This is a genomic window from Bradyrhizobium sp. 141, from assembly GCF_023074055.1.
GTDB lineage: Bacteria > Pseudomonadota > Alphaproteobacteria > Rhizobiales > Xanthobacteraceae > Bradyrhizobium.
Genome location: NZ_JADPKR010000025.1, coordinates 192,258 through 209,484, shown reverse-complemented (window position 1 = coordinate 209,484; position 17,227 = coordinate 192,258). Strand labels below are relative to the sequence as shown.

The 17,227-nt window shown below is 64.1% G+C and carries 18 protein-coding genes and 1 tRNA gene; 10 read left to right on the top strand and 9 right to left on the bottom strand.

Translation table 11 applies throughout. The features are described from left to right. Positions 1-36: 36 nt before the first annotated feature. The 6 genes from IVA81_RS08320 to IVA81_RS08295 all read right to left on the bottom strand — a co-directional run bounded on the left by IVA81_RS08320 (position 37) and on the right by IVA81_RS08295 (position 6,415). A complete protein-coding gene (locus IVA81_RS08320) occupies positions 37-1,122 on the bottom strand; it encodes a sn-glycerol-3-phosphate import ATP-binding protein UgpC (protein WP_247314559.1) in 1,086 nt (361 codons plus the stop codon). Positions 1,123-1,128: 6 nt separating this feature from the next. After that, the gene (gene ugpE, locus IVA81_RS08315; protein WP_247314557.1) at positions 1,129-1,977 is read right to left on the bottom strand and encodes a sn-glycerol-3-phosphate ABC transporter permease UgpE; all 849 of its coding nucleotides are present in this window, start codon (positions 1,975-1,977) and stop codon (positions 1,129-1,131) included. After that, a complete protein-coding gene (ugpA, locus tag IVA81_RS08310; RefSeq protein WP_247314555.1) occupies positions 1,977-2,858 on the bottom strand; it encodes a sn-glycerol-3-phosphate ABC transporter permease UgpA in 882 nt (293 codons plus the stop codon). Before ugpA ends, ugpE begins: the two co-directional genes overlap by 1 nt. A 47-nt stretch (positions 2,859-2,905) precedes the next feature. Further along, positions 2,906-4,222, bottom strand: coding sequence for a sn-glycerol-3-phosphate ABC transporter substrate-binding protein UgpB (gene ugpB, locus IVA81_RS08305; protein WP_247314553.1), 1,317 nt, complete (start codon positions 4,220-4,222; stop codon positions 2,906-2,908). A 385-nt stretch (positions 4,223-4,607) separates the two neighbouring features. Then, a complete protein-coding gene (locus IVA81_RS08300; protein ID WP_247314551.1) occupies positions 4,608-5,813 on the bottom strand; it encodes a CaiB/BaiF CoA-transferase family protein in 1,206 nt (401 codons plus the stop codon). A 176-nt stretch (positions 5,814-5,989) separates the two neighbouring features. Then, positions 5,990-6,415 carry an organic hydroperoxide resistance protein gene (locus IVA81_RS08295; RefSeq protein ID WP_014438743.1) on the bottom strand — a complete coding sequence of 142 codons (426 nt, stop codon included), beginning with the start codon at positions 6,413-6,415 and terminating at the stop codon, positions 5,990-5,992. A 150-nt stretch (positions 6,416-6,565) separates the two neighbouring features. Here IVA81_RS08295 and IVA81_RS08290 point away from each other — a divergent pair, with 150 nt between their 5' ends. Continuing rightward, a complete protein-coding gene (locus tag IVA81_RS08290) occupies positions 6,566-7,027 on the top strand; it encodes a MarR family transcriptional regulator (protein ID WP_247314548.1) in 462 nt (153 codons plus the stop codon). A 6-nt stretch (positions 7,028-7,033) separates the two neighbouring features. Here the strand turns inward: IVA81_RS08290 and IVA81_RS08285 are convergent, their stop codons facing one another. The 3 genes from IVA81_RS08285 to IVA81_RS08275 all read right to left on the bottom strand — a co-directional run bounded on the left by IVA81_RS08285 (position 7,034) and on the right by IVA81_RS08275 (position 7,989). Further along, positions 7,034-7,270, bottom strand: coding sequence for a GIY-YIG nuclease family protein (locus IVA81_RS08285; RefSeq protein ID WP_247314546.1), 237 nt, complete (start codon positions 7,268-7,270; stop codon positions 7,034-7,036). Between the two features lie 141 nt (positions 7,271-7,411). Next, positions 7,412-7,487: transfer RNA gene (locus tag IVA81_RS08280), tRNA-Ala, on the bottom strand. 94 nt (positions 7,488-7,581) lie between these two features. Then, the gene (locus tag IVA81_RS08275; RefSeq protein WP_247314544.1) at positions 7,582-7,989 is read right to left on the bottom strand and encodes a TIGR02300 family protein; all 408 of its coding nucleotides are present in this window, start codon (positions 7,987-7,989) and stop codon (positions 7,582-7,584) included. A 160-nt stretch (positions 7,990-8,149) separates the two neighbouring features. Here IVA81_RS08275 and aroA point away from each other — a divergent pair, with 160 nt between their 5' ends. The 9 genes from aroA to trpA all read left to right on the top strand — a co-directional run bounded on the left by aroA (position 8,150) and on the right by trpA (position 17,076). Next, positions 8,150-9,487 (top strand): 3-phosphoshikimate 1-carboxyvinyltransferase, encoded by a 1,338-nt coding sequence (gene aroA / locus IVA81_RS08270; RefSeq protein WP_247314541.1) that lies wholly within the window; start codon positions 8,150-8,152, stop codon positions 9,485-9,487. Next, the gene (gene cmk / locus IVA81_RS08265; protein ID WP_247314539.1) at positions 9,484-10,122 is read left to right on the top strand and encodes a (d)CMP kinase; all 639 of its coding nucleotides are present in this window, start codon (positions 9,484-9,486) and stop codon (positions 10,120-10,122) included. Before aroA ends, cmk begins: the two co-directional genes overlap by 4 nt. 267 nt (positions 10,123-10,389) lie before the next feature. Next, positions 10,390-12,096: a 30S ribosomal protein S1 gene (rpsA, locus tag IVA81_RS08260; RefSeq protein WP_247314537.1), complete on the top strand. Its 1,707-nt coding sequence runs from the start codon at positions 10,390-10,392 to the stop codon at positions 12,094-12,096. A 277-nt stretch (positions 12,097-12,373) separates the two neighbouring features. Further along, entirely contained in the window at positions 12,374-13,354 is a 981-nt protein-coding gene (gene sppA / locus IVA81_RS08255; RefSeq protein ID WP_247314535.1) for a signal peptide peptidase SppA, read from the top strand. Between the two features lie 171 nt (positions 13,355-13,525). Next, a complete protein-coding gene (locus tag IVA81_RS08250; protein WP_007598410.1) occupies positions 13,526-13,831 on the top strand; it encodes an integration host factor subunit beta in 306 nt (101 codons plus the stop codon). Between the two features lie 71 nt (positions 13,832-13,902). Beyond that, positions 13,903-14,295 carry a lipopolysaccharide assembly protein LapA domain-containing protein gene (locus IVA81_RS08245; RefSeq protein ID WP_247314533.1) on the top strand — a complete coding sequence of 131 codons (393 nt, stop codon included), beginning with the start codon at positions 13,903-13,905 and terminating at the stop codon, positions 14,293-14,295. Positions 14,296-14,360: 65 nt separating this feature from the next. Then, positions 14,361-15,032 (top strand): phosphoribosylanthranilate isomerase, encoded by a 672-nt coding sequence (locus IVA81_RS08240; RefSeq protein WP_247314531.1) that lies wholly within the window; start codon positions 14,361-14,363, stop codon positions 15,030-15,032. Then, on the top strand, positions 15,029-16,243 hold the full coding sequence (gene trpB, locus IVA81_RS08235; RefSeq protein WP_247314529.1) for a tryptophan synthase subunit beta: 1,215 nt from the start codon (positions 15,029-15,031) through the stop codon (positions 16,241-16,243). Before IVA81_RS08240 ends, trpB begins: the two co-directional genes overlap by 4 nt. After that, entirely contained in the window at positions 16,240-17,076 is an 837-nt protein-coding gene (gene trpA, locus IVA81_RS08230) for a tryptophan synthase subunit alpha (protein WP_247314527.1), read from the top strand. The genes trpB and trpA overlap by 4 nt, the downstream gene beginning before the upstream one ends. The last annotated feature ends 151 nt before the right edge of the window (positions 17,077-17,227 follow it).

The following is a 17,227-nucleotide window of genomic DNA, read 5'->3' as shown; positions in this document are numbered from 1 at the left end:
TTTTCGCATTTTTTGAGTTGCGAGGCCTAGGAACCCTCAGGCTTCGATCCGCGTCCGCCCGTCACCGCTGAACAGATGCAGCTTTGCCCGCACCGCCGCGACCCGGATTTTCGCGCCGATGGCGGGGGCCTCGGTTCCGGGAATGCGGACGATGATCTCGCCGGGCGGCAGCTCGCCGGGCGTGGCGGCGACGCGCTGCTCTTCCTGCTCACGCGAGCCGTAGACGAAGGTTTCGGCGCCGACGCGCTCGATCGCTTCCACGGTCAGCGGCAAAGCGACGCCGCCGGCCGGGGTCTGGTCGGTGATGACGAAATCCTCCGGGCGGATGCCGAGGATGCCAACGTCAGACGCACTGCCCCCGAGCTGTGATTTGATCTCCTCGGGGCGTGTCGACATCAAATTCATCGGCGGTGCGCCGATGAAGGAGGCGACGAAGGTGGTCGCCGGCTTTTCGTAGATCGCCAGGGGATTGCCGACCTGCTCGACCTGGCCGCCATTCATCACGACGAGAATGTCGGCGAGCGTCATCGCCTCGAGCTGATCGTGGGTGACGTAGATCGACGTGGTGTTGAGCCGGCGCTGCAATTTGCGGATCTCGACGCGCATCGCGATGCGCAGCTTGGCGTCGAGGTTCGAGAGCGGCTCGTCGAACAGGAACACCTTCGGCTGGCGCACGATGGCGCGGCCCATGGCGACGCGCTGGCGCTGGCCGCCCGAGAGCTGGCGCGGCTTGCGCTCCAGCATCGGCGACAATTCGAGCACGCGCGCGGCTTCCTCGACGCGGGACTTGATCTCGGCTTCCGCCATGCCGCGGTTGCGCAGGCCGTAGGCCATGTTGTTGTAGACGCTCATATGCGGATAGAGCGCGTAGTTCTGGAACACCATCGCGATGTCGCGATCGGCGGGTTCGACCTGGTTGACGATCCGGCCGCCGATGTCGATCTCGCCGCCAGTGACCGTTTCGAGCCCCGCGACCATGCGCAGCAGCGTGGACTTGCCGCAGCCGGAGGGGCCGACCAGCACGCAGAATTGTCCGTCGCCGACATCGACGTCGACGCCCTTGATGGCCTCGAAGCCGCCGGGATAAGTCTTGCGGACGCTGCGCAGGGTGACGTTCGCCATAACTCTCTACTTCTCCGTCTCGACCAGGCCGCGCACGAACAATTTCTGCATGACGACGACGACGAAGACCGGCGGCAGCATCGCGAGCACGGCGGTCGCCATCACGATCGGCCATTCGGTCAACGCGTCGGTGGTGGTGATCATCTTGCGGATGCCGATCTGGATGGTCTGCATGTCGTCGCGCGTGGTGATCAGCAGCGGCCAGAGATATTGATTCCAGCCGAGGATGAACAGGATCACGAACAGCGCGGCCATGTTGGTGCGCGACAGCGGCAGCAGCGTATCCCAGAAGAAGCGGAAGGGACCGGCGCCGTCGATGCGCGAGGCTTCCAGTAACTCGTCCGGCACGGTCATGAAGAACTGGCGGAACAGCAGCGTCGCGGTGGCCGAGGCGATCAGCGGCAGCGACAGGCCGGCATAGCTGTCGAGCATGTGCAGATCGGCGACGATCTTGTAGGTCGGATAGATGCGGACTTCGACCGGCAGCATCAAAGTGATGAAGATGATCCAGAAGATCGGCATCCGGAACGGAAATCGGAAATACACGATCGCATAGGCCGAAATGATCGAGATCGCGATCTTGCCGACCGCGATCAGCAGCGCCATCACCAGCGAGTTCAGCATCATGTTGCCGACCGGCTCGCGGGTCGAGCCGCTCGTGCCGACAAAGATGGTCTGGTAATAGGTTTGGAGGAAATGCCCGCCGGGCAGCAGCGACATTTGCCCGTTGGCGATCAGCGCGTTGTCCTGGGTCGAGGCGACGATCGCGATGTAGACGGGGAACGCGACGATCGCGATCCCGATCCAGAGGATGATGTGGGCGACGTAGCGCCGGAAGCCCTCTTCCTCGACCATCAGTAGGTCACCTTGCGTTCGACGAAGCGGAACTGGATTCCGGTCAGCACGATCACCATGATCATCAGGATCACCGATTGCGCCGCCGAGCTGCCGAGATTGCCGCCGAGCAGGCCGTCGGAATAGACCTTGTAGACCAGCGTGACCGTCGACGTGCCGGGACCGCCGCGGGTCATGGTGTCGATGATGCCGAACGTGTCGAAGAAGGCGTAGACGATGTTGACGACCAGCAGGAAGAAGATGGTCGGCGACAGCAGCGGAAACGTCACGGTCCAGAACCGCCGCATGGGGCGCGCGCCGTCGATCGCGGCGGCCTCGAGCACGCTTCGCGGGATGCTTTGCAGGCCGGCGAGGAAGAACAGGAAATTGTAGGAGATCTGCTTCCAGGCGGCGGCGAGGATGATCAGCGCAGCGGCCTGGTCACCGTCGAGCATCGGATTCCAGTCGATGCCGAGGGCGCGCAAGTATCGCGAGAGCACACCCAGCGAGGGATGCAGCATGAAGATCCAGAGCACGCCGACGACCGGCGGTGCCACCGCATAGGGCCAGATCAGCAGCGTCCGGTAGAGCATCGAACCGCGCAGCGGCTTGTCCGCCATCACGGCAAGCAGCAGCGCAAACGACAGCGACGACACAGCGATGGCGAACGAGAAGAAGAAGGTCCGCACGATCGCCTCGAAATAGGCGCGGTCCTTCAGCAGCTCGAGATAATTGTCGAACCAGACGAAGCTCGTCGAAAGGCCGAACGCATCCTGGAGCAGGAAGGACTGGATCACGGCCTGCAGGGCCGGCCAGTAGAAGAAAATCAGGACGATCGCGAGCTGCGGCGCAACCAGCGCGTAAGGCAATAGCTTCGATTGGAAAATGGCTTGCTTTTGCATGATGCCCCAGAGCGGCAGGCCGGGTTAGCGGCCTGCCGCTGATCGCCTCACTTGACGGCGGTCTTTTCGAACTGGCGCAGCATCGTGTTGCCGCGTTCGACGGCCGCGTCCAGCGCCTGCTTGGCGGTCTTCTTGCCGGCGAGCGCCTGCTCGATCTCTTCCGACCAGACGTCGCGGAGCTGAACCATGTTGCCAAGGCGCAGGCCGCGAGAGTTCTCGGTCGGCTCCTTGTTGGTCAGCTCGAGCAGCGGGGTCTCGAGATAGGGCTGATCCTTGTAGAAGCCTTCCGCCTTGGCCTTCTCATAGGCCGCCTTGGTGATCGGCAGGTAGCCCGAGGCCTTGTGGATGTAGACCTGGCGATCGGTGTCCGAGAGGAAGGTCAGGAATTTTGCGACGCCCTTGTATTCCTCGGCCGGCTTGCCGCCCATGACCCAGAGCGAAGCGCCGCCGATGATCGAGTTCTGCGGCGCGCCCTTTGCGTCGGGATAATAGGGCATCGGCACGGCGGTGAAGTTGAACTTGGCCTGCGCCTTGACGTTGCCGAAGAAGGCCGACGAGGTCAGGTAGAGCGGGCATTCGCCCGAGGTGAAGCGGCCTTCTCCGGTGTTGGTGCGGCCGGCGTAATCGTAGGTCTTGTCCTTCTGGAGCTCGACCAGCTTCTCGAGGTGCTTGACCTGGAGCGGTCCGTTGAACTCCAGCACAGTGTCGAAGCCGTCGAGGCCGTTGGCCTTGCTGGCGAGCGGCACGTTGTGCCAGGCGGAGAGCTGCTCGAGATTGACCCAGGTCACCCACGAGTTGGAGAAGCCGCAGGTCGCATGACCGTTGTCATGGAGCTTCTTGGCCGCCTCGAACGTTTCGGGCCAGGTCTTGGGGACCTCGACATTGGCCTTCTTCAGCTCGTCGAGATTGACCCACATCACGGTCGAGGACGAGTTGAAGGGGAACGACAGCATCTCGCCCTTGGAGGTCGAGTAGTAGCCGGTGATGGCGGGCAGGTAGATCTTGGGATCGAACTTTTCGCCCGCGTCGGCCATGAGCTTGTAAACGGGCTTCACGGCGCCGGTCGCAGCCATCATGGTGGCGGTGCCGACCTCGAACACCTGCATGATGTGCGGGGCGTTGCCGGCGCGGAACGCGGCGATGCCCGCATTCATCGTGTCGGCGTAATTGCCCTTGTAGGTCGGGATCACCTTGTAGTCGCTCTGCGACGTGTTGAAGTCGTTGGCAAGCTTGACGATGACGTCGTTGTTCGCGCCGGTCATCGCATGCCACCACTGGATTTCCGTCACAGCGAAGGCCGGCGAGGCCGTCAGGCCAACCGTGACCGCAACAGCGGCAGCCGCACCAAAATGTCGAAGAGCCATCAAGAAAACCTCCCTTGCCCGTCACTAAAGAAGCGCTTGCGCTAGCAGTGCCATATGACGTTCACATGACTGTGTAAGCGGCCGAAACGAAAGCGGCAAGCGCTGCAAAAGGGAAGCCGGAAAATAGGCGAAGGCGAAGGGACAGCCTCCGCCGTTCGCAGTGCACTGACGTGCCCGCGCCGCAGTGCGGCATTGCTCAGATGTGGAAAGCTCGGGCCACGCATTCGAAAACCTCTCCCGCTTGCGGGAGAGGTCGCTCCGAAGGCGCGGGTGAGGGTTCTTTCCTCTAGGGAATTGTCCCGTTGTGGAGACACCCTCTCCCCAACCCTCTCCCGCTAGCGGGAGAGGGAGCGCACCACCGTTGACGCTCGATCTAGTTCTCGCCCTAGCGCTTGCGCTCGGGGCCGCAGACCGTGCCCTTTTCGACCATCGCGTCGATCTCGGCCTTGGAGTAGCCGAACTCGCGCAGCACTTCCTGGGAGTGCTGACTGAATTTCGGCGGTAGCCGGCGCAGGCTCGGCTTGCTGCGGTCCAGCCGGATCGGCGACGCGACGCCCTTGTACCAGTCCTTCTCGATAATATCCCCGCGCGCGATCGTGTGCGGGTTGGTCAACGCCTGATCGATCTTCTGCACGGGCCCTGCAGGCAGGCCCGCGGCAAGCAGGCGATTGCACAGCGGCTCGGCCTCGTGCTGGCTGAACACGGCGGCGAGCTCGGCACGCAGCGCCTCGCGGTTGGCGATGCGGTCCTTGTTGCGGGCAAAGCGCGGATCGGTGCCGAGCTCGGGCTTGCCGATCTCCTTGGCGAGCTTGCGGAAGGTGCCGTCATTGCCGACGCCGATGAAGATGTCGTCGGTCTTGGTCGGGAAGATCGCGTAGGGCACGAGGTTCGGGTGCTCGTTGCCGGTGAGCGACGGCGGCTTGCCATGCATGAAATAATTCGCGGTGTGCGGATGCATGATGGCAAGACCGGTCTCGTACAGCGTCGTCTCCAGGAACTGGCCCTTGCCGGAGCGCTGCCGCTCCGACAGTGCCATCAGGATGCCGATCGCCGCATAGAGTCCGGTGGTGATGTCGACCAAGGGCACGCCGATCCGCATCGGCCCGCTCTCGGGCGAGCCGGTCGCGGCGATCATGCCGGTCATGGCCTGGATGATGGCGTCATAGCCGGGATTGCCGCCGCGCGGACCGTCGGCGCCGAAGCCGCAGATCCGGCAGTGCACGAGGCGCGGGAATTTCTCGCGCAGCACCTCGCTGCCGATGCCCCATTTCTCCAGCGTGCCCGGCTTGAAATTCTCGATCAGGACGTCGGCGATCTCCAGCATCTTCAGCAGCACAATCCGGCCGCCCTCGGAGGCGAGGTCGAGACCGATCGAGCGCTTGTTGCGGTTGATGCCGATGAAATAGGCCGCGTCCTCCTCGTGGAAGGGAGGGCCCCATTCGCGCACCTCGTCGCCCGCAGGCGGCTCGATCTTGATCACGTCGGCGCCATGGTCGGCGAGGATCTGAGTGCAGTAAGGACCGCCGAGCACGCGCGTGAGATCGATGACGCGCAGTCCGCTCATGGCACCTGTGGCGGCTTCCGAACTCATGCTTTCGCTTCCCTGTGTCGATGTTCGATCACAGGCCTAGCGAGGTTCGTGCATGCCAGCAATGGCCCCGCGCGTAGGGCCGTATGCGCCGCCGCCGGTCAATCCCGCGGCGTGGTAAAACAAACGGAAGCGGCCGGCCCGAGGGGGATCCCGGGCCAGCCAATCCGCCGTTCCGATCAGACGACCGTCAGGCGAACGTCGACATTGCCGCGCGTGGCGTTGGAATAGGGGCACACTTGGTGCGCCTTCTCGACCAGCGCCTCGGCTTCAGTGCGGGCAAGGCCCGGCAGCGAGACGGCGAGATCGATGTCGAGACCGAAGCCGCCCTCCGAGCGCGGACCGATGCCGACGGTCGAGGTCACGGAGGCGTCGGCCGGAACCTTGGGACCGCCCTGCGAGGCCACGAACTTCATCGCGCCGATGAAGCAGGCGGCATAGCCGGCCGCGAACAGCTGCTCGGGATTGTTACCGGCGCCGCCTCCGCCGCCGAGCTCCTTCGGCGTGGTCAGCTTGACGTCGAGCGCGCCGTCAAGGGTTGCAGCATGGCCGTCGCGGCCGCCGGTGGCCTTGGCGCTGGTCTTGTAGAGGACGTTCACGGACATTGTCGTCTCCCTGGGTTTCGATGGGGTGCAATCCATATCGCAGACAATTAGATTGTGCGCAATTGAAATTGCAAAGTCTCACATTTAATTGTTCGCAATTGAATGTGGCCGCGCGCGGCCCCAGAATGAGACAAACCCGAGAGATTCTCCATGCCTCGAAAATCATCTGCAGCGGACGCGCCGCTGCGGCTCGACAACCAGATCTGCTTTGCGGTCTATTCGGCCGCGCATGCGTTCAACCGCGTCTACAAGCCGCTTTTGGACCGGCTCGGCCTGACCTATCCCCAATATCTCGTCATGCTGGTGCTGTGGGAGCGCGACGACGTCCCGGTCAAGGACATCGGCGAAAGATTGTTCCTGGATTCGGGCACGCTGACGCCGCTGCTCAAGCGGCTGGAGGCCGCCCATCTCGTGAGGCGCACCCGCTCGAGCGAGGATGAGCGTCAGGTCCTGATCGCGCTGACGGCGCAGGGACACGCCTTGAAGGAAAAAGCCCGCAATGTGCCGCAGTCGATCCTGGCGGCCTCGGACTGCTCGGTGCCGGAACTGGTTGCGATGAAGGACGAGATCGTCGCGCTGCGGGACCGGCTGAATGCGGTGATTGGGGAGTAGGGGCGGTTAGAGCCGCTTCTTGGCGAACGCGCGGCCGGACGCTGACTTTAGGTACCTTTCGAACGCGATTGCCTGCTTCTCGTTGCTGAACGCAATATAAGTCTTAAGACGCCAAGGTCCGTATTTCGAGGTGTGAGCTACCTCGCCAGCATTGTGCTTCGTCAATCGGGCGCGCACGTCGTCGGTAATCCCGACATAGAAGTGGAGGGAATCGAGGCTCTCAAGAATGTAGACGTATTTCACGGAATGCTCCCCCAACTGTAGAGGGAGAGCTTACATCCGCTCTTGATCTGATGAAGCCCGGCTTCGCCCTCCGGGCTACGCCGCGGCAGCCTTCGCTACGAGAGGGCTTGCCGAGCCGTAGCTGGCGAAGCCAGCGAAGGCTGGTGGAGCCAGGCGGGATCGAACCGCCGACCTCTTGCATGCCATGCAAGCGCTCTCCCAGCTGAGCTATGGCCCCTTAGTCCTCGCGGGATGAACCCTGGTGGTTCACCCCAACCGGCGAGCCCTGGTGACTCGCGCGGTGCACCCTTTTTCACAGATCAGGGCTGATCTCAAGTCTCTTCATCACCGCCGACATCACCAATGATGTCGGTCACGTCCTCGTCGCCCTCTTCGTCGTCGGCGATGAAGGTCGAATCATCGTCATCGTCGTCGTCAATGGTCTCGTCGGCCTCGATGTCGTCCTCGGATTCGGGCACGGCAGCCTTGACCTTGCCGGTGTTCTCCTCGGCGTCGGCCTCCTCGAGCGAGACCTCTTCGACCTCCGCCGGCTCCGGCGTGGCGTCCGCCGTCGCCGTGTGCCGGGCTTCGGCGCCGCGGGGCACGCGCGCGGGCGCCACCGGGGCGATCGGCACCACTTCGCCGGTATAGGGCGAGATCACCGGATTCTTGTTGAGGTCATAGAACTTCTTGCCCGTGGTCGGGCAAATACGTTTAGTTCCGAGTTCGGACTTGGCCACGGCAGGAATCCTGGGAATGTCTGAAAAGCGGTGTTTCACTTGGCTAGTTGGCGGCCCGCTGTCAATAGCGCATTACGGGAGAACGACATGCCCGTGACGGGGCCCGGACCATGTGGTACCTGCGCCGCAGTCCCCTCAGGGCTCATCCAAGGACACAATCTTGACTCATTCCGACCAACCGAGGCCGCTTCAGTCTCGCGCCAGCGGTCCCCTGACCGGGAAAGTACGGGTGCCCGGGGACAAGTCGATCTCTCACCGGGCCCTCATCCTGGGTGCGCTCGCGGTCGGCGAGACCAAGATTTCGGGTCTTCTGGAGGGCGAGGACGTCCTCAACACCGCCAAATCCATGCAGGCGCTGGGCGCCAAGGTCGAGCGCACCGGTGATTTCGCCTGGAAGCTAAACGGCGTCGGCGTCGCGGGCTTCGCCCCACCCAAGGCGCCTCTGGATTTCGGCAACTCCGGCACCGGCTGCCGGCTGGTGATGGGTGCCGTGGCTGGCTGCCCGATCTCGGCGGTGTTCGACGGCGATGCCTCGCTGCGCAGCCGCCCGATGCGCCGGATCCTCGATCCGCTCGAAAAGATGGGCGCGAAGGTCATTTCTGGTGGTGAGGGCGGTCGGCTGCCGCTGACCCTCCAGGGCGCGCGCGATCCGCTGCCGATCACCTACACGACCCCGGTCGCCTCGGCCCAGATCAAGTCGGCGGTGCTGCTGGCGGGCCTCGCCGCACCCGGCACCACGACCGTCATCGAGACCGAAGCCAGCCGCGACCATACCGAATTGATGCTGAAGCATTTTGGCGCCGACATCTCCTCCGCGCGGGAGGGCGTGCATGGCCGCCGTATCACGCTCAAGGGCCAACCCGAGCTGCACGGCGCCACCGTGGTGGTGCCCGCCGATCCCTCCTCGGCCGCTTTCCCGGTGGTCGCAGCGCTGATCGTCGAGGGCTCCGACGTCGTCCTGTCCGACGTCATGACCAATCCGCTGCGCACCGGCCTGTTCACCACGCTACGCGAGATGGGCGCTTCCATCGAGGAAAGCGAGGTGCGCGGGGACACCGGCGAGCCGATGGCGCAGCTGCGCGTGCGGGCCTCGAAACTGCGCGGCGTCGAGGTGCCGCCGGAGCGTGCGCCCTCGATGATCGACGAATATCTGGTGCTGGCGGTGGCGGCGTCCTTCGCCGAAGGCACCACCATCATGCGCGGCTTGCACGAACTGCGCGTCAAGGAATCCGACCGCCTGGAGGCAACCGCCGACATGCTGCGCGTCAACGGTGTGAAGGTCGAGGTGTCCGGCGACGATCTCATCGTCGAAGGCCGTGGCCACGTTCCCGGCGGCGGCCTCGTCGCCACCCACATGGACCATCGCATCGCGATGTCCGCGCTGGTGATGGGCTGCGCCTCCGACCAGCCCGTGAGCGTCGACGACACCGCCTTCATCGCCACCAGCTTTCCGGACTTCATTCCGATGATGCGTTCGCTAGGGGCCGAGTTTTCATGATCATCGCCATCGACGGGCCCGCGGCCTCGGGCAAGGGGACGCTCGGCAAGCGTCTTGCGCACCATTACGGCTATCGTCATCTCGATACCGGCGTGATCTATCGCGCGGTGGCCTATGCGCTGATGCAGTCCGGGCAGGATCTCAACGACGAGGCGGCTGCGGTGCAGGCCGCCTTGGAGCTCGATCCCGAGAAGTTCGGCAATCCCGCCCTGAAGACCCAGAAGGCCGGTGAGGGCGCCTCGATTGTCTCGGCGATCCCCAGGGTTCGCGAGGTCCTGGTCAATTTCCAGCGGCAATTCGCCGCCGATCCGCCCGGCGCCGTGCTTGATGGCCGGGACATTGGAACCGTGATCTGCCCGGACGCCGACGTAAAGATCTTCGTCGTCGCCGACCCCAAGGTCCGCGCCCGCCGCCGGACCATGGAGGCCAAGGCGAGGGGGGAAGAGGCGGACGAGGCCGCCGTGCTCGCCGATATCATCCAGCGCGACGAACGCGACAAGAACCGCCCGATCGCGCCTTTGAAACCGGCCCCGGATGCTTACTTGCTAGATAACTCCCAACTGGATATAGAAGGCGGCGTCCGGGCCGCCATCGACATTATCGAGGCTGTCCGAGCGGGCCGGTCGCGGGGTTAAGCCGCCGCCGTCATTGGAGGAAGCGCCCGCTCCCGCTCTTTGAGGTCGATACGTCAGCTCCCTGTTCGGGACCGGCGCGATCCAGGCTCCGGACAAAGATTTTCCACGTATCGAACGCGCGGGCCTCTGCCGGCCCGCTTCCGCTGCTCCGCCTCCAAGGCCGGAGCACCGAGCGGTCGCTCGAAGGTTTTGCGGACCTTCCGACACTGCGTGTGCGATGCGCCCATGAACCCAACGGCCGGCACGACATCCGCAACTGGAGAACAAATGGCTTCGACTTCTGCTGATACCTATAGCCCGTCGCGCGACGATTTCGCCGCGATGCTCGACGAGTCCTTCGCAGGCGGCAACCTGCAGGAAAGCTCCGTCGTCAAGGGCAAGGTGGTTGCAATTGAAAAGGACATGGCCGTCATCGACGTCGGCCTGAAGACCGAGGGCCGCGTCGCCCTGCGCGAATTTTCCGGCCCCGGCCGTGACAGTGAACTGAAGGTCGGCGACGAGGTTGAAGTGTTCCTCGATCGCATCGAGAACGCCCTCGGCGAAGCCGTGCTGTCGCGCGACAAGGCGCGCCGTGAAGAGAGCTGGGGCAAGCTCGAGAAGGCGTTCCAGAGCAACGAGAAGGTCAACGGCGTCATCTTCAACCAGGTCAAGGGCGGCTTCACCGTCGATCTCGACGGTGCCGTGGCCTTCCTGCCGCGCTCGCAGGTCGACATCCGTCCGATCCGCGACGTTGCGCCGCTGATGAACAACTCGCAGCCGTTCCAGATCCTCAAGATGGACCGCCGCCGCGGCAACATCGTCGTGTCCCGCCGCACCGTGCTGGAAGAGACCCGCGCCGAGCAGCGTCAGGAGCTGGTGCAGAACCTCGAAGAGGGTCAGGTCATCGACGGCGTGGTCAAGAACATCACCGATTACGGTGCGTTCGTTGATCTCGGCGGCATCGACGGCCTGCTCCACGTCACCGACATCGCGTGGCGCCGCGTCAACCATCCGACCGAGGTGCTCTCGATCGGCCAGACCGTGAAGGTCAAGATCATCAAGATCAACCACGAGACGCACCGCATCTCGCTGGGCATGAAGCAGCTGCTGGACGATCCGTGGCAGGGCATCGAAGCCAAGTACCCGCTGGGTGCCCGCTTCACCGGCCGCGTCACCAACATCACCGACTACGGTGCGTTCGTCGAGCTCGAGCCGGGCATCGAAGGCCTGATCCACGTCTCCGAGATGTCGTGGACCAAGAAGAACATGCACCCCGGCAAGATCGTCTCGACCTCGCAGGAAGTCGACGTGCAGGTGCTGGAAGTCGATTCCGTCAAGCGCCGCATCTCGCTCGGCCTCAAGCAGACCATGCGCAACCCCTGGGAGGTCTTCGTCGAAGGTCACCCGACCGGTTCGACGGTCGAGGGCGAGGTCAAGAACAAGACCGAGTTCGGCCTGTTCCTGGGCCTCGAGGGCGACGTCGACGGCATGGTCCATCTCTCCGACCTCGACTGGAAGCTTCCGGGCGAGCAGGTGATCGACAACTACAAGAAGGGCGACATGGTGAAGGCCGTGGTGCTCGATGTGGACGTCGAGAAGGAGCGCATCTCGCTCGGCATCAAGCAGCTCGAAGGCGACCCCTTCGCCGAGCCGGGCGATGTCAAGAAGGGCGCGGTCGTGACCTGCGAAGTGCTCGAAGTGAAGGAAAGCGGTATCGAGGTGAAGATCACCGGTACCGACTTCTCGACCTTCATCAAGCGCTCGGAGCTCGCCCGTGACCGCAACGACCAGCGCGCCGAACGCTTTGCCGTCGGTGAGAAGGTCGATGCCCGCGTGATCCAGTTCGACAAGAAGGCCCGCAAGGTCCAGGTGTCGATCAAGGCGCTCGAAGTCGCCGAGGAGAAGGAAGCCATCGCGCAGTACGGCTCCTCCGATTCGGGGGCGACGCTCGGCGACATCCTGGGCACCGCGCTCAAGAACCGCGACAGCAAGTAAGCGAAACCTGCGTTTCGCTGACATCAAAGCCCCGGCGTGAGCCGGGGCTTTTTTGTGTGTTGCTCGTAGTTGCCGCCTGTAGCCCGGATGGAGCGAAGCGAAAATCCGGGATTCTCACCTCGCGGATCGACTTCCCCGGATTACGCTTCGCTCCATCCGGGCTACGCAGTCACAGCCTTGTTGTCTTCAAATTGCGCCGCAATTGATGTATCCAGATAAGCCGTTGGTCACGCCGTGACGGCACAACGCGCCCGGCCTTTCATTTGGAGATATCTCGATGTCGCTCGATTCGGACATCATCGTCGATCGTCGCCGGATCCGTCGCAAGCTGACGTTCTGGCGCGTCATGGCCGCGCTGATCGCGATCGCGGCGATCGCAAGCTTTGCGCTGATTGCGACGCCAGGCGCGCGCGGCACGTTCGCATCCGCTGGCTCGATCGCGCGGGTCCACATCGAGGGCCTGATCCGCAGCGATTCCGATCGCACGCAGGCGCTGGAGCGGCTGGAGAATTCGCAGGCCGCCGCGGTCATCGTTCACATCAACTCGCCGGGCGGCACCACTGCCGGCTCCGAGCAGCTCTACGATTCGCTCGTCCGGTTGAAGGCGAAGAAGCCGCTCGTCGTGGTCGTCGAGGGCCTGGCTGCCTCCGGCGGCTACATTACGGCGATTGCCAGCGACCACATCATTGCCCAGCAGAGCTCGCTGGTCGGGTCGATCGGTGTGCTGTTCCAATATCCCAACGTCTCGGAGCTCCTGAAGACCATCGGCGTCAAGGTCGAGGAGGTGAAGTCGTCGCCGCTGAAGGCCGCGCCCAACGGTTTCGAGCCCACCAGCCCCGAGGCGCGCGCCGCGCTCGACGCGCTGGTGAAGGATTCCTACGCCTGGTTCAGGGGGCTGGTGAAGGAACGGCGTGGCATGGATGACACGCAGCTCGAGAAAGTGGCCGACGGCCGCGTCTTCACGGGGCGCCAGGCAATCGACCTCAAGCTGATCGATCAGATCGGCGACGAGAAGGCCGCGGTGACCTGGCTGGTCGAGCAGAAGGGCGTCAAGAAGGGGCTCTCTGTGCGCGATTACAAGCTCGAGCCGCGCTTTGGCGATCTGCCGTTCCTCAAGAGTGCGGCAGCCATCACGCTGGAAGCGCTCGGTTTGGGCTCGATTGCGCATCAAATTGGGCAAACCGGCGTTGCGCAGGCGGTCGATCGGTTCGGAATGGATGGAATGCTGGCCCTGTGGCAGCCGGCCGCCTCAAACTGAGGGAACTGGGCGAGCGCCTCAGGGTTTTCCCGTCTGACGGGCGTCGGGGCAGCCCGCTTTTTTGGCATTTGTCACGCATTTTCACGACGCTCAACCTTGATTTAGCGTCTTGACAGATCAAGGTATTTTCACGGAAATGGTCATCCGCACGCTTCCGGGTCCTATCTCTCGATGATCAAATCCGAACTTGTTCAGCGTATCGCCGAGCACAACCCGCATCTGTACCAGCGGGATGTCGAGAACATTGTGAATGCGATTCTCGAAGAGATCGTAGCGGCCCTCGCGCGCGGTGATCGCGTCGAGCTGCGCGGCTTCGGTGCCTTCTCGGTCAAGCATCGCCCTGCACGCGCCGGGCGCAATCCGCGTACCGGCGCTCATGTGCCCGTCGATCAGAAGAGCGTTCCGTTCTTCAAGACCGGCAAGGAAATGCGCGAGCGGCTGAACCGCGACCATCCGGATCCCGGCGCGCCAGACTGAGTCTAGCGTCAGGGTTTCCTGCGGTCGCGCGAGATGCGGCCGGAAACTCGATTCAAGGCGAGCGAAGCGAGATGCGAAAGTTCCTGACCGCGCTGATCGTGATTCCGCTGGGCCTGATCCTGGTGGCCTTCGCGGTGGCCAACCGGCACTTCATCACAGTCTCGTTCGATCCCTTCATTGCGAACGACCCGTCATTGTCGGTCACGCTGCCGCTGTTCCTGCTCCTGATACTGGTCGCCGCCCTCGGGGTCTTCGCGGGCGGCTCTGCCGTCTGGGTCGGCCAGCGGCGCTGGCGGCGCGCGGCGCGCCGCCACGAGGCGGAGGCACGGGCGGCCAGGGGAGAGCTGGCCGACCTGCGGGCCCAAATGGCTGCGGCAAGGCCCGAGTCCCACCGCCTCCCGGTCCCCTCGGGGGTCGGCCTTTACGGGCCCATCGGGCGAGACAAGCAGCGCGCGACGTTGTAGAAGCGGCCGCAACCGAAAGCCCCGTTTTCCGGCCGCGCCTGGCGGCCTCCATTTGCTTTGAGACCATGTCCCTGCTCGTCAAGATCTGCGGCCTGTCCACGCGCGAGACGCTTGAAATCGCGCTCGACGCCGGCGCTGACATGGTGGGGTTCGTGTTCTTTGCGCCGTCGCCGCGACACCTGTCCCTGGAGCTCGGCCGTGACCTCGGCCGCGAGGTGAAGGGGCGCGCGCTCAAGGTGGCGCTCACCGTCGATGCCGACGATGCGACGCTCGACAACATCATGGACGCGCTGTCGCCGGACATTTTCCAGCTCCATGGCAAGGAGAGCGTGGCACGGCTGCGCGACATCAAGCAGCGGTTCGGCCGCCCGGTGATGAAGGCGGTCCCGGTCGCAACGTCTGCCGATCTCGCCGTGCTGCCCGGCTATGCCGCGGTCGCCGATCGCATCCTGTTCGATGCGCGCGCGCCGAAGGACGCGACGCGGCCCGGCGGCCTCGGGGAGCCCTTCGACTGGCACCTGCTCGAAAAGCTTGATCTGACGCTGCCCTACATGGTCTCGGGCGGGCTTCACGCCGACAACCTCGCCGAGGCGCTCCGTGTCACCCGCGCCGGCGGCGTCGACGTGTCCTCGGGTGTCGAGAGCACGCCCGGCGTCAAGGATCCCGAAATGATCAAGGCCTTCATCCGCGCCGCGCGCGCCACCCAAGATGCAAGTCAAGAGTTGAGCGTCAGATGAACATCGCCAAGCCAAATTCCTATCGCAGCGGCCCCGACGACCGCGGCCATTTCGGCAATTTCGGCGGCCGCTTCGTCGCGGAAACCCTGATGCCGTTGATCCTCGACCTGGACAAGGCCTACACCGAGGCCAAGGCCGATCCGGCGTTCCAGGCCGAGATGAACGGCTATCTCAAGAACTATGTCGGCCGGCCGTCGCCACTCTATTTCGCCGAGCGCCTCACCGAGCATCTCGGCGGCGCCAAGATCTACCTCAAGCGCGAAGAGCTCAACCACACCGGCTCGCACAAGGTGAACAACGTGCTCGGCCAGATCATGTTGGCGCGGCGCATGGGCAAGAAGCGCATCATCGCCGAGACCGGTGCGGGCCAGCACGGTGTCGCCACCGCGACGCTGTGCGCGCGCTTCGGTCTCGAATGCGTGGTCTATATGGGCGCCGTCGACGTCGAGCGGCAGCAGCCCAACGTTATCCGCATGGAGATGCTGGGTGCCAAGGTGATGCCGGTGCAATCGGGCACGCGCACGCTGAAGGACGCCATGAACGAGGCGCTGCGTGATTGGGTCACCAACGTGCACAACACGTTCTACTGCATCGGCACGGTGGCGGGACCGCACCCCTATCCGACGCTGGTGCGCGACTTCCAGTCGATCATCGGCAACGAGACCAAGGCGCAGATGCAGGAGATCGAAGGCCGCCTGCCGGATTCGCTGGTCGCCTGCATCGGCGGCGGCTCGAATGCGATGGGCCTGTTCCATCCGTTCCTCGATGATCCCTCGGTCGAAATCTTTGGCGTCGAAGCCGCAGGTCACGGCCTGACGCAACTGCATGCGGCGTCGATCGCAGGCGGCCGTCCCGGCGTGCTCCACGGCAATCGCACCTATCTCCTGATGGACGCCGACGGCCAGATTCAGGACGCGCATTCGATCTCTGCCGGTCTCGATTATCCCGGCATCGGCCCTGAGCATTCCTGGCTGCACGAGGTCGGCCGCGTGAATTATCTCTCAGCAACCGATGACGAGGCGCTCGCCGCGTTCCAGCTGCTGTCAAAGCTCGAAGGCATCATTCCCGCGCTCGAGCCCGCGCACGCCATCGCCAAGGTGATGGAGCTCGCACCGAAGCGGCCGAGGGATCACCTGATGGTCGTCAACCTCTCCGGCCGCGGCGACAAGGACGTCCCGCAGGTCGGCGACATCCTGAGGGGCAAGAAGTGACCACGCGTATCGACACCCGTTTTGCCGAGCTTGCGAAGCAGGGCCGCTCGGCCTTCGTGACCTTCCTGATGGCCGGTGATCCCGATCCCGCGACCTCGCTCGAAATCATCAAGGCGCTGCCGAAATCCGGCGCCGACGTGATCGAGATCGGCATGCCCTTCACCGACCCGATGGCCGACGGCCCGTCGATCCAGGCCGCGGGGCTGCGCGCGCTCAAGGCCGGCATGACGCTGAAGAAGACGCTGGAGCTGGTGCGTGGCTTCCGCAAGGACGACAACGCAACGCCCATCGTGCTGATGGGCTACTACAACCCGATCTACATCTACGGCGTCGACAAATTCCTGGTCGATGCGAAGAGCGCCGGCGTCGACGGTCTGATCATCGTCGATCTGCCGCCGGAAGAGGACAACGAGCTCTGCCTGCCCGCGATGAAGGCCGGCCTCAACTTCATCCGCCTGGCGACGCCGACCACCGACGACAAGCGTTTGCCCGCCGTGCTCGCCAACACCTCGGGCTTCGTCTACTACGTCTCGATCACCGGCATCACCGGCGCGGCCGCTGCTGATACCACCGCCGTGAGCGAGGCTGTGGCCCGCATCAAGCGGCACACCAAGCTGCCGGTCTGCGTCGGCTTCGGCATCCGCACGCCGGAGACGGCACGCGCCATTGCCTCCCATGCCAATGGTGCCGTCGTCGGCACGGCGCTGGTCGATGCGCTCAAGAACAGCCTTGATGCCGAGGGACGGGCGACCGGCAAAACCGTTAACGCAGTGGCTGAGCTGACCGCGGCCCTGGCCCAGGGCGTCAAGGGCGCGCAGCAGGCGGCGGAATAGGCCATAATTCCGCTTTAGCTCTTTAGTTTGAGCATGATCTTGTCGGAAAACCGCTTCACACTTTTCCGGATCATGCTCTAACGCGGACGACACGGCGGCTTGCCGGGCGGAGGCCCGGCCGCCATATATCCCTTCAGGCGATCCGCAAGGC

Excerpts from the sequence above, each read along its gene's own strand:
- ugpB (WP_247314553.1), bottom strand. The coding sequence starts at position 4,222 with ATGGCTCTTCGACATTTTGGTGCGGCTGCCGCTGTTGCGGTCACGGTT.
- ugpE (WP_247314557.1), bottom strand. The coding sequence starts at position 1,977 with ATGGTCGAGGAAGAGGGCTTCCGGCGCTACGTCGCCCACATCATCCTC.
- IVA81_RS08240 (WP_247314531.1), top strand. The coding sequence starts at position 14,361 with ATGTCCCTGCTCGTCAAGATCTGCGGCCTGTCCACGCGCGAGACGCTT.
- sppA (WP_247314535.1), top strand. The coding sequence starts at position 12,374 with ATGTCGCTCGATTCGGACATCATCGTCGATCGTCGCCGGATCCGTCGC.
- rpsA (WP_247314537.1), top strand. The coding sequence starts at position 10,390 with ATGGCTTCGACTTCTGCTGATACCTATAGCCCGTCGCGCGACGATTTC.
- IVA81_RS08295 (WP_014438743.1), bottom strand. The coding sequence starts at position 6,415 with ATGTCCGTGAACGTCCTCTACAAGACCAGCGCCAAGGCCACCGGCGGC.
- IVA81_RS08250 (WP_007598410.1), top strand. The coding sequence starts at position 13,526 with ATGATCAAATCCGAACTTGTTCAGCGTATCGCCGAGCACAACCCGCAT.
- IVA81_RS08290 (WP_247314548.1), top strand. The coding sequence starts at position 6,566 with ATGCCTCGAAAATCATCTGCAGCGGACGCGCCGCTGCGGCTCGACAAC.
- IVA81_RS08300 (WP_247314551.1), bottom strand. The coding sequence starts at position 5,813 with ATGAGTTCGGAAGCCGCCACAGGTGCCATGAGCGGACTGCGCGTCATC.
- IVA81_RS08245 (WP_247314533.1), top strand. The coding sequence starts at position 13,903 with ATGCGAAAGTTCCTGACCGCGCTGATCGTGATTCCGCTGGGCCTGATC.
- trpB (WP_247314529.1), top strand. The coding sequence starts at position 15,029 with ATGAACATCGCCAAGCCAAATTCCTATCGCAGCGGCCCCGACGACCGC.
- cmk (WP_247314539.1), top strand. The coding sequence starts at position 9,484 with ATGATCATCGCCATCGACGGGCCCGCGGCCTCGGGCAAGGGGACGCTC.
- IVA81_RS08320 (WP_247314559.1), bottom strand. The coding sequence starts at position 1,122 with ATGGCGAACGTCACCCTGCGCAGCGTCCGCAAGACTTATCCCGGCGGC.
- ugpA (WP_247314555.1), bottom strand. The coding sequence starts at position 2,858 with ATGCAAAAGCAAGCCATTTTCCAATCGAAGCTATTGCCTTACGCGCTG.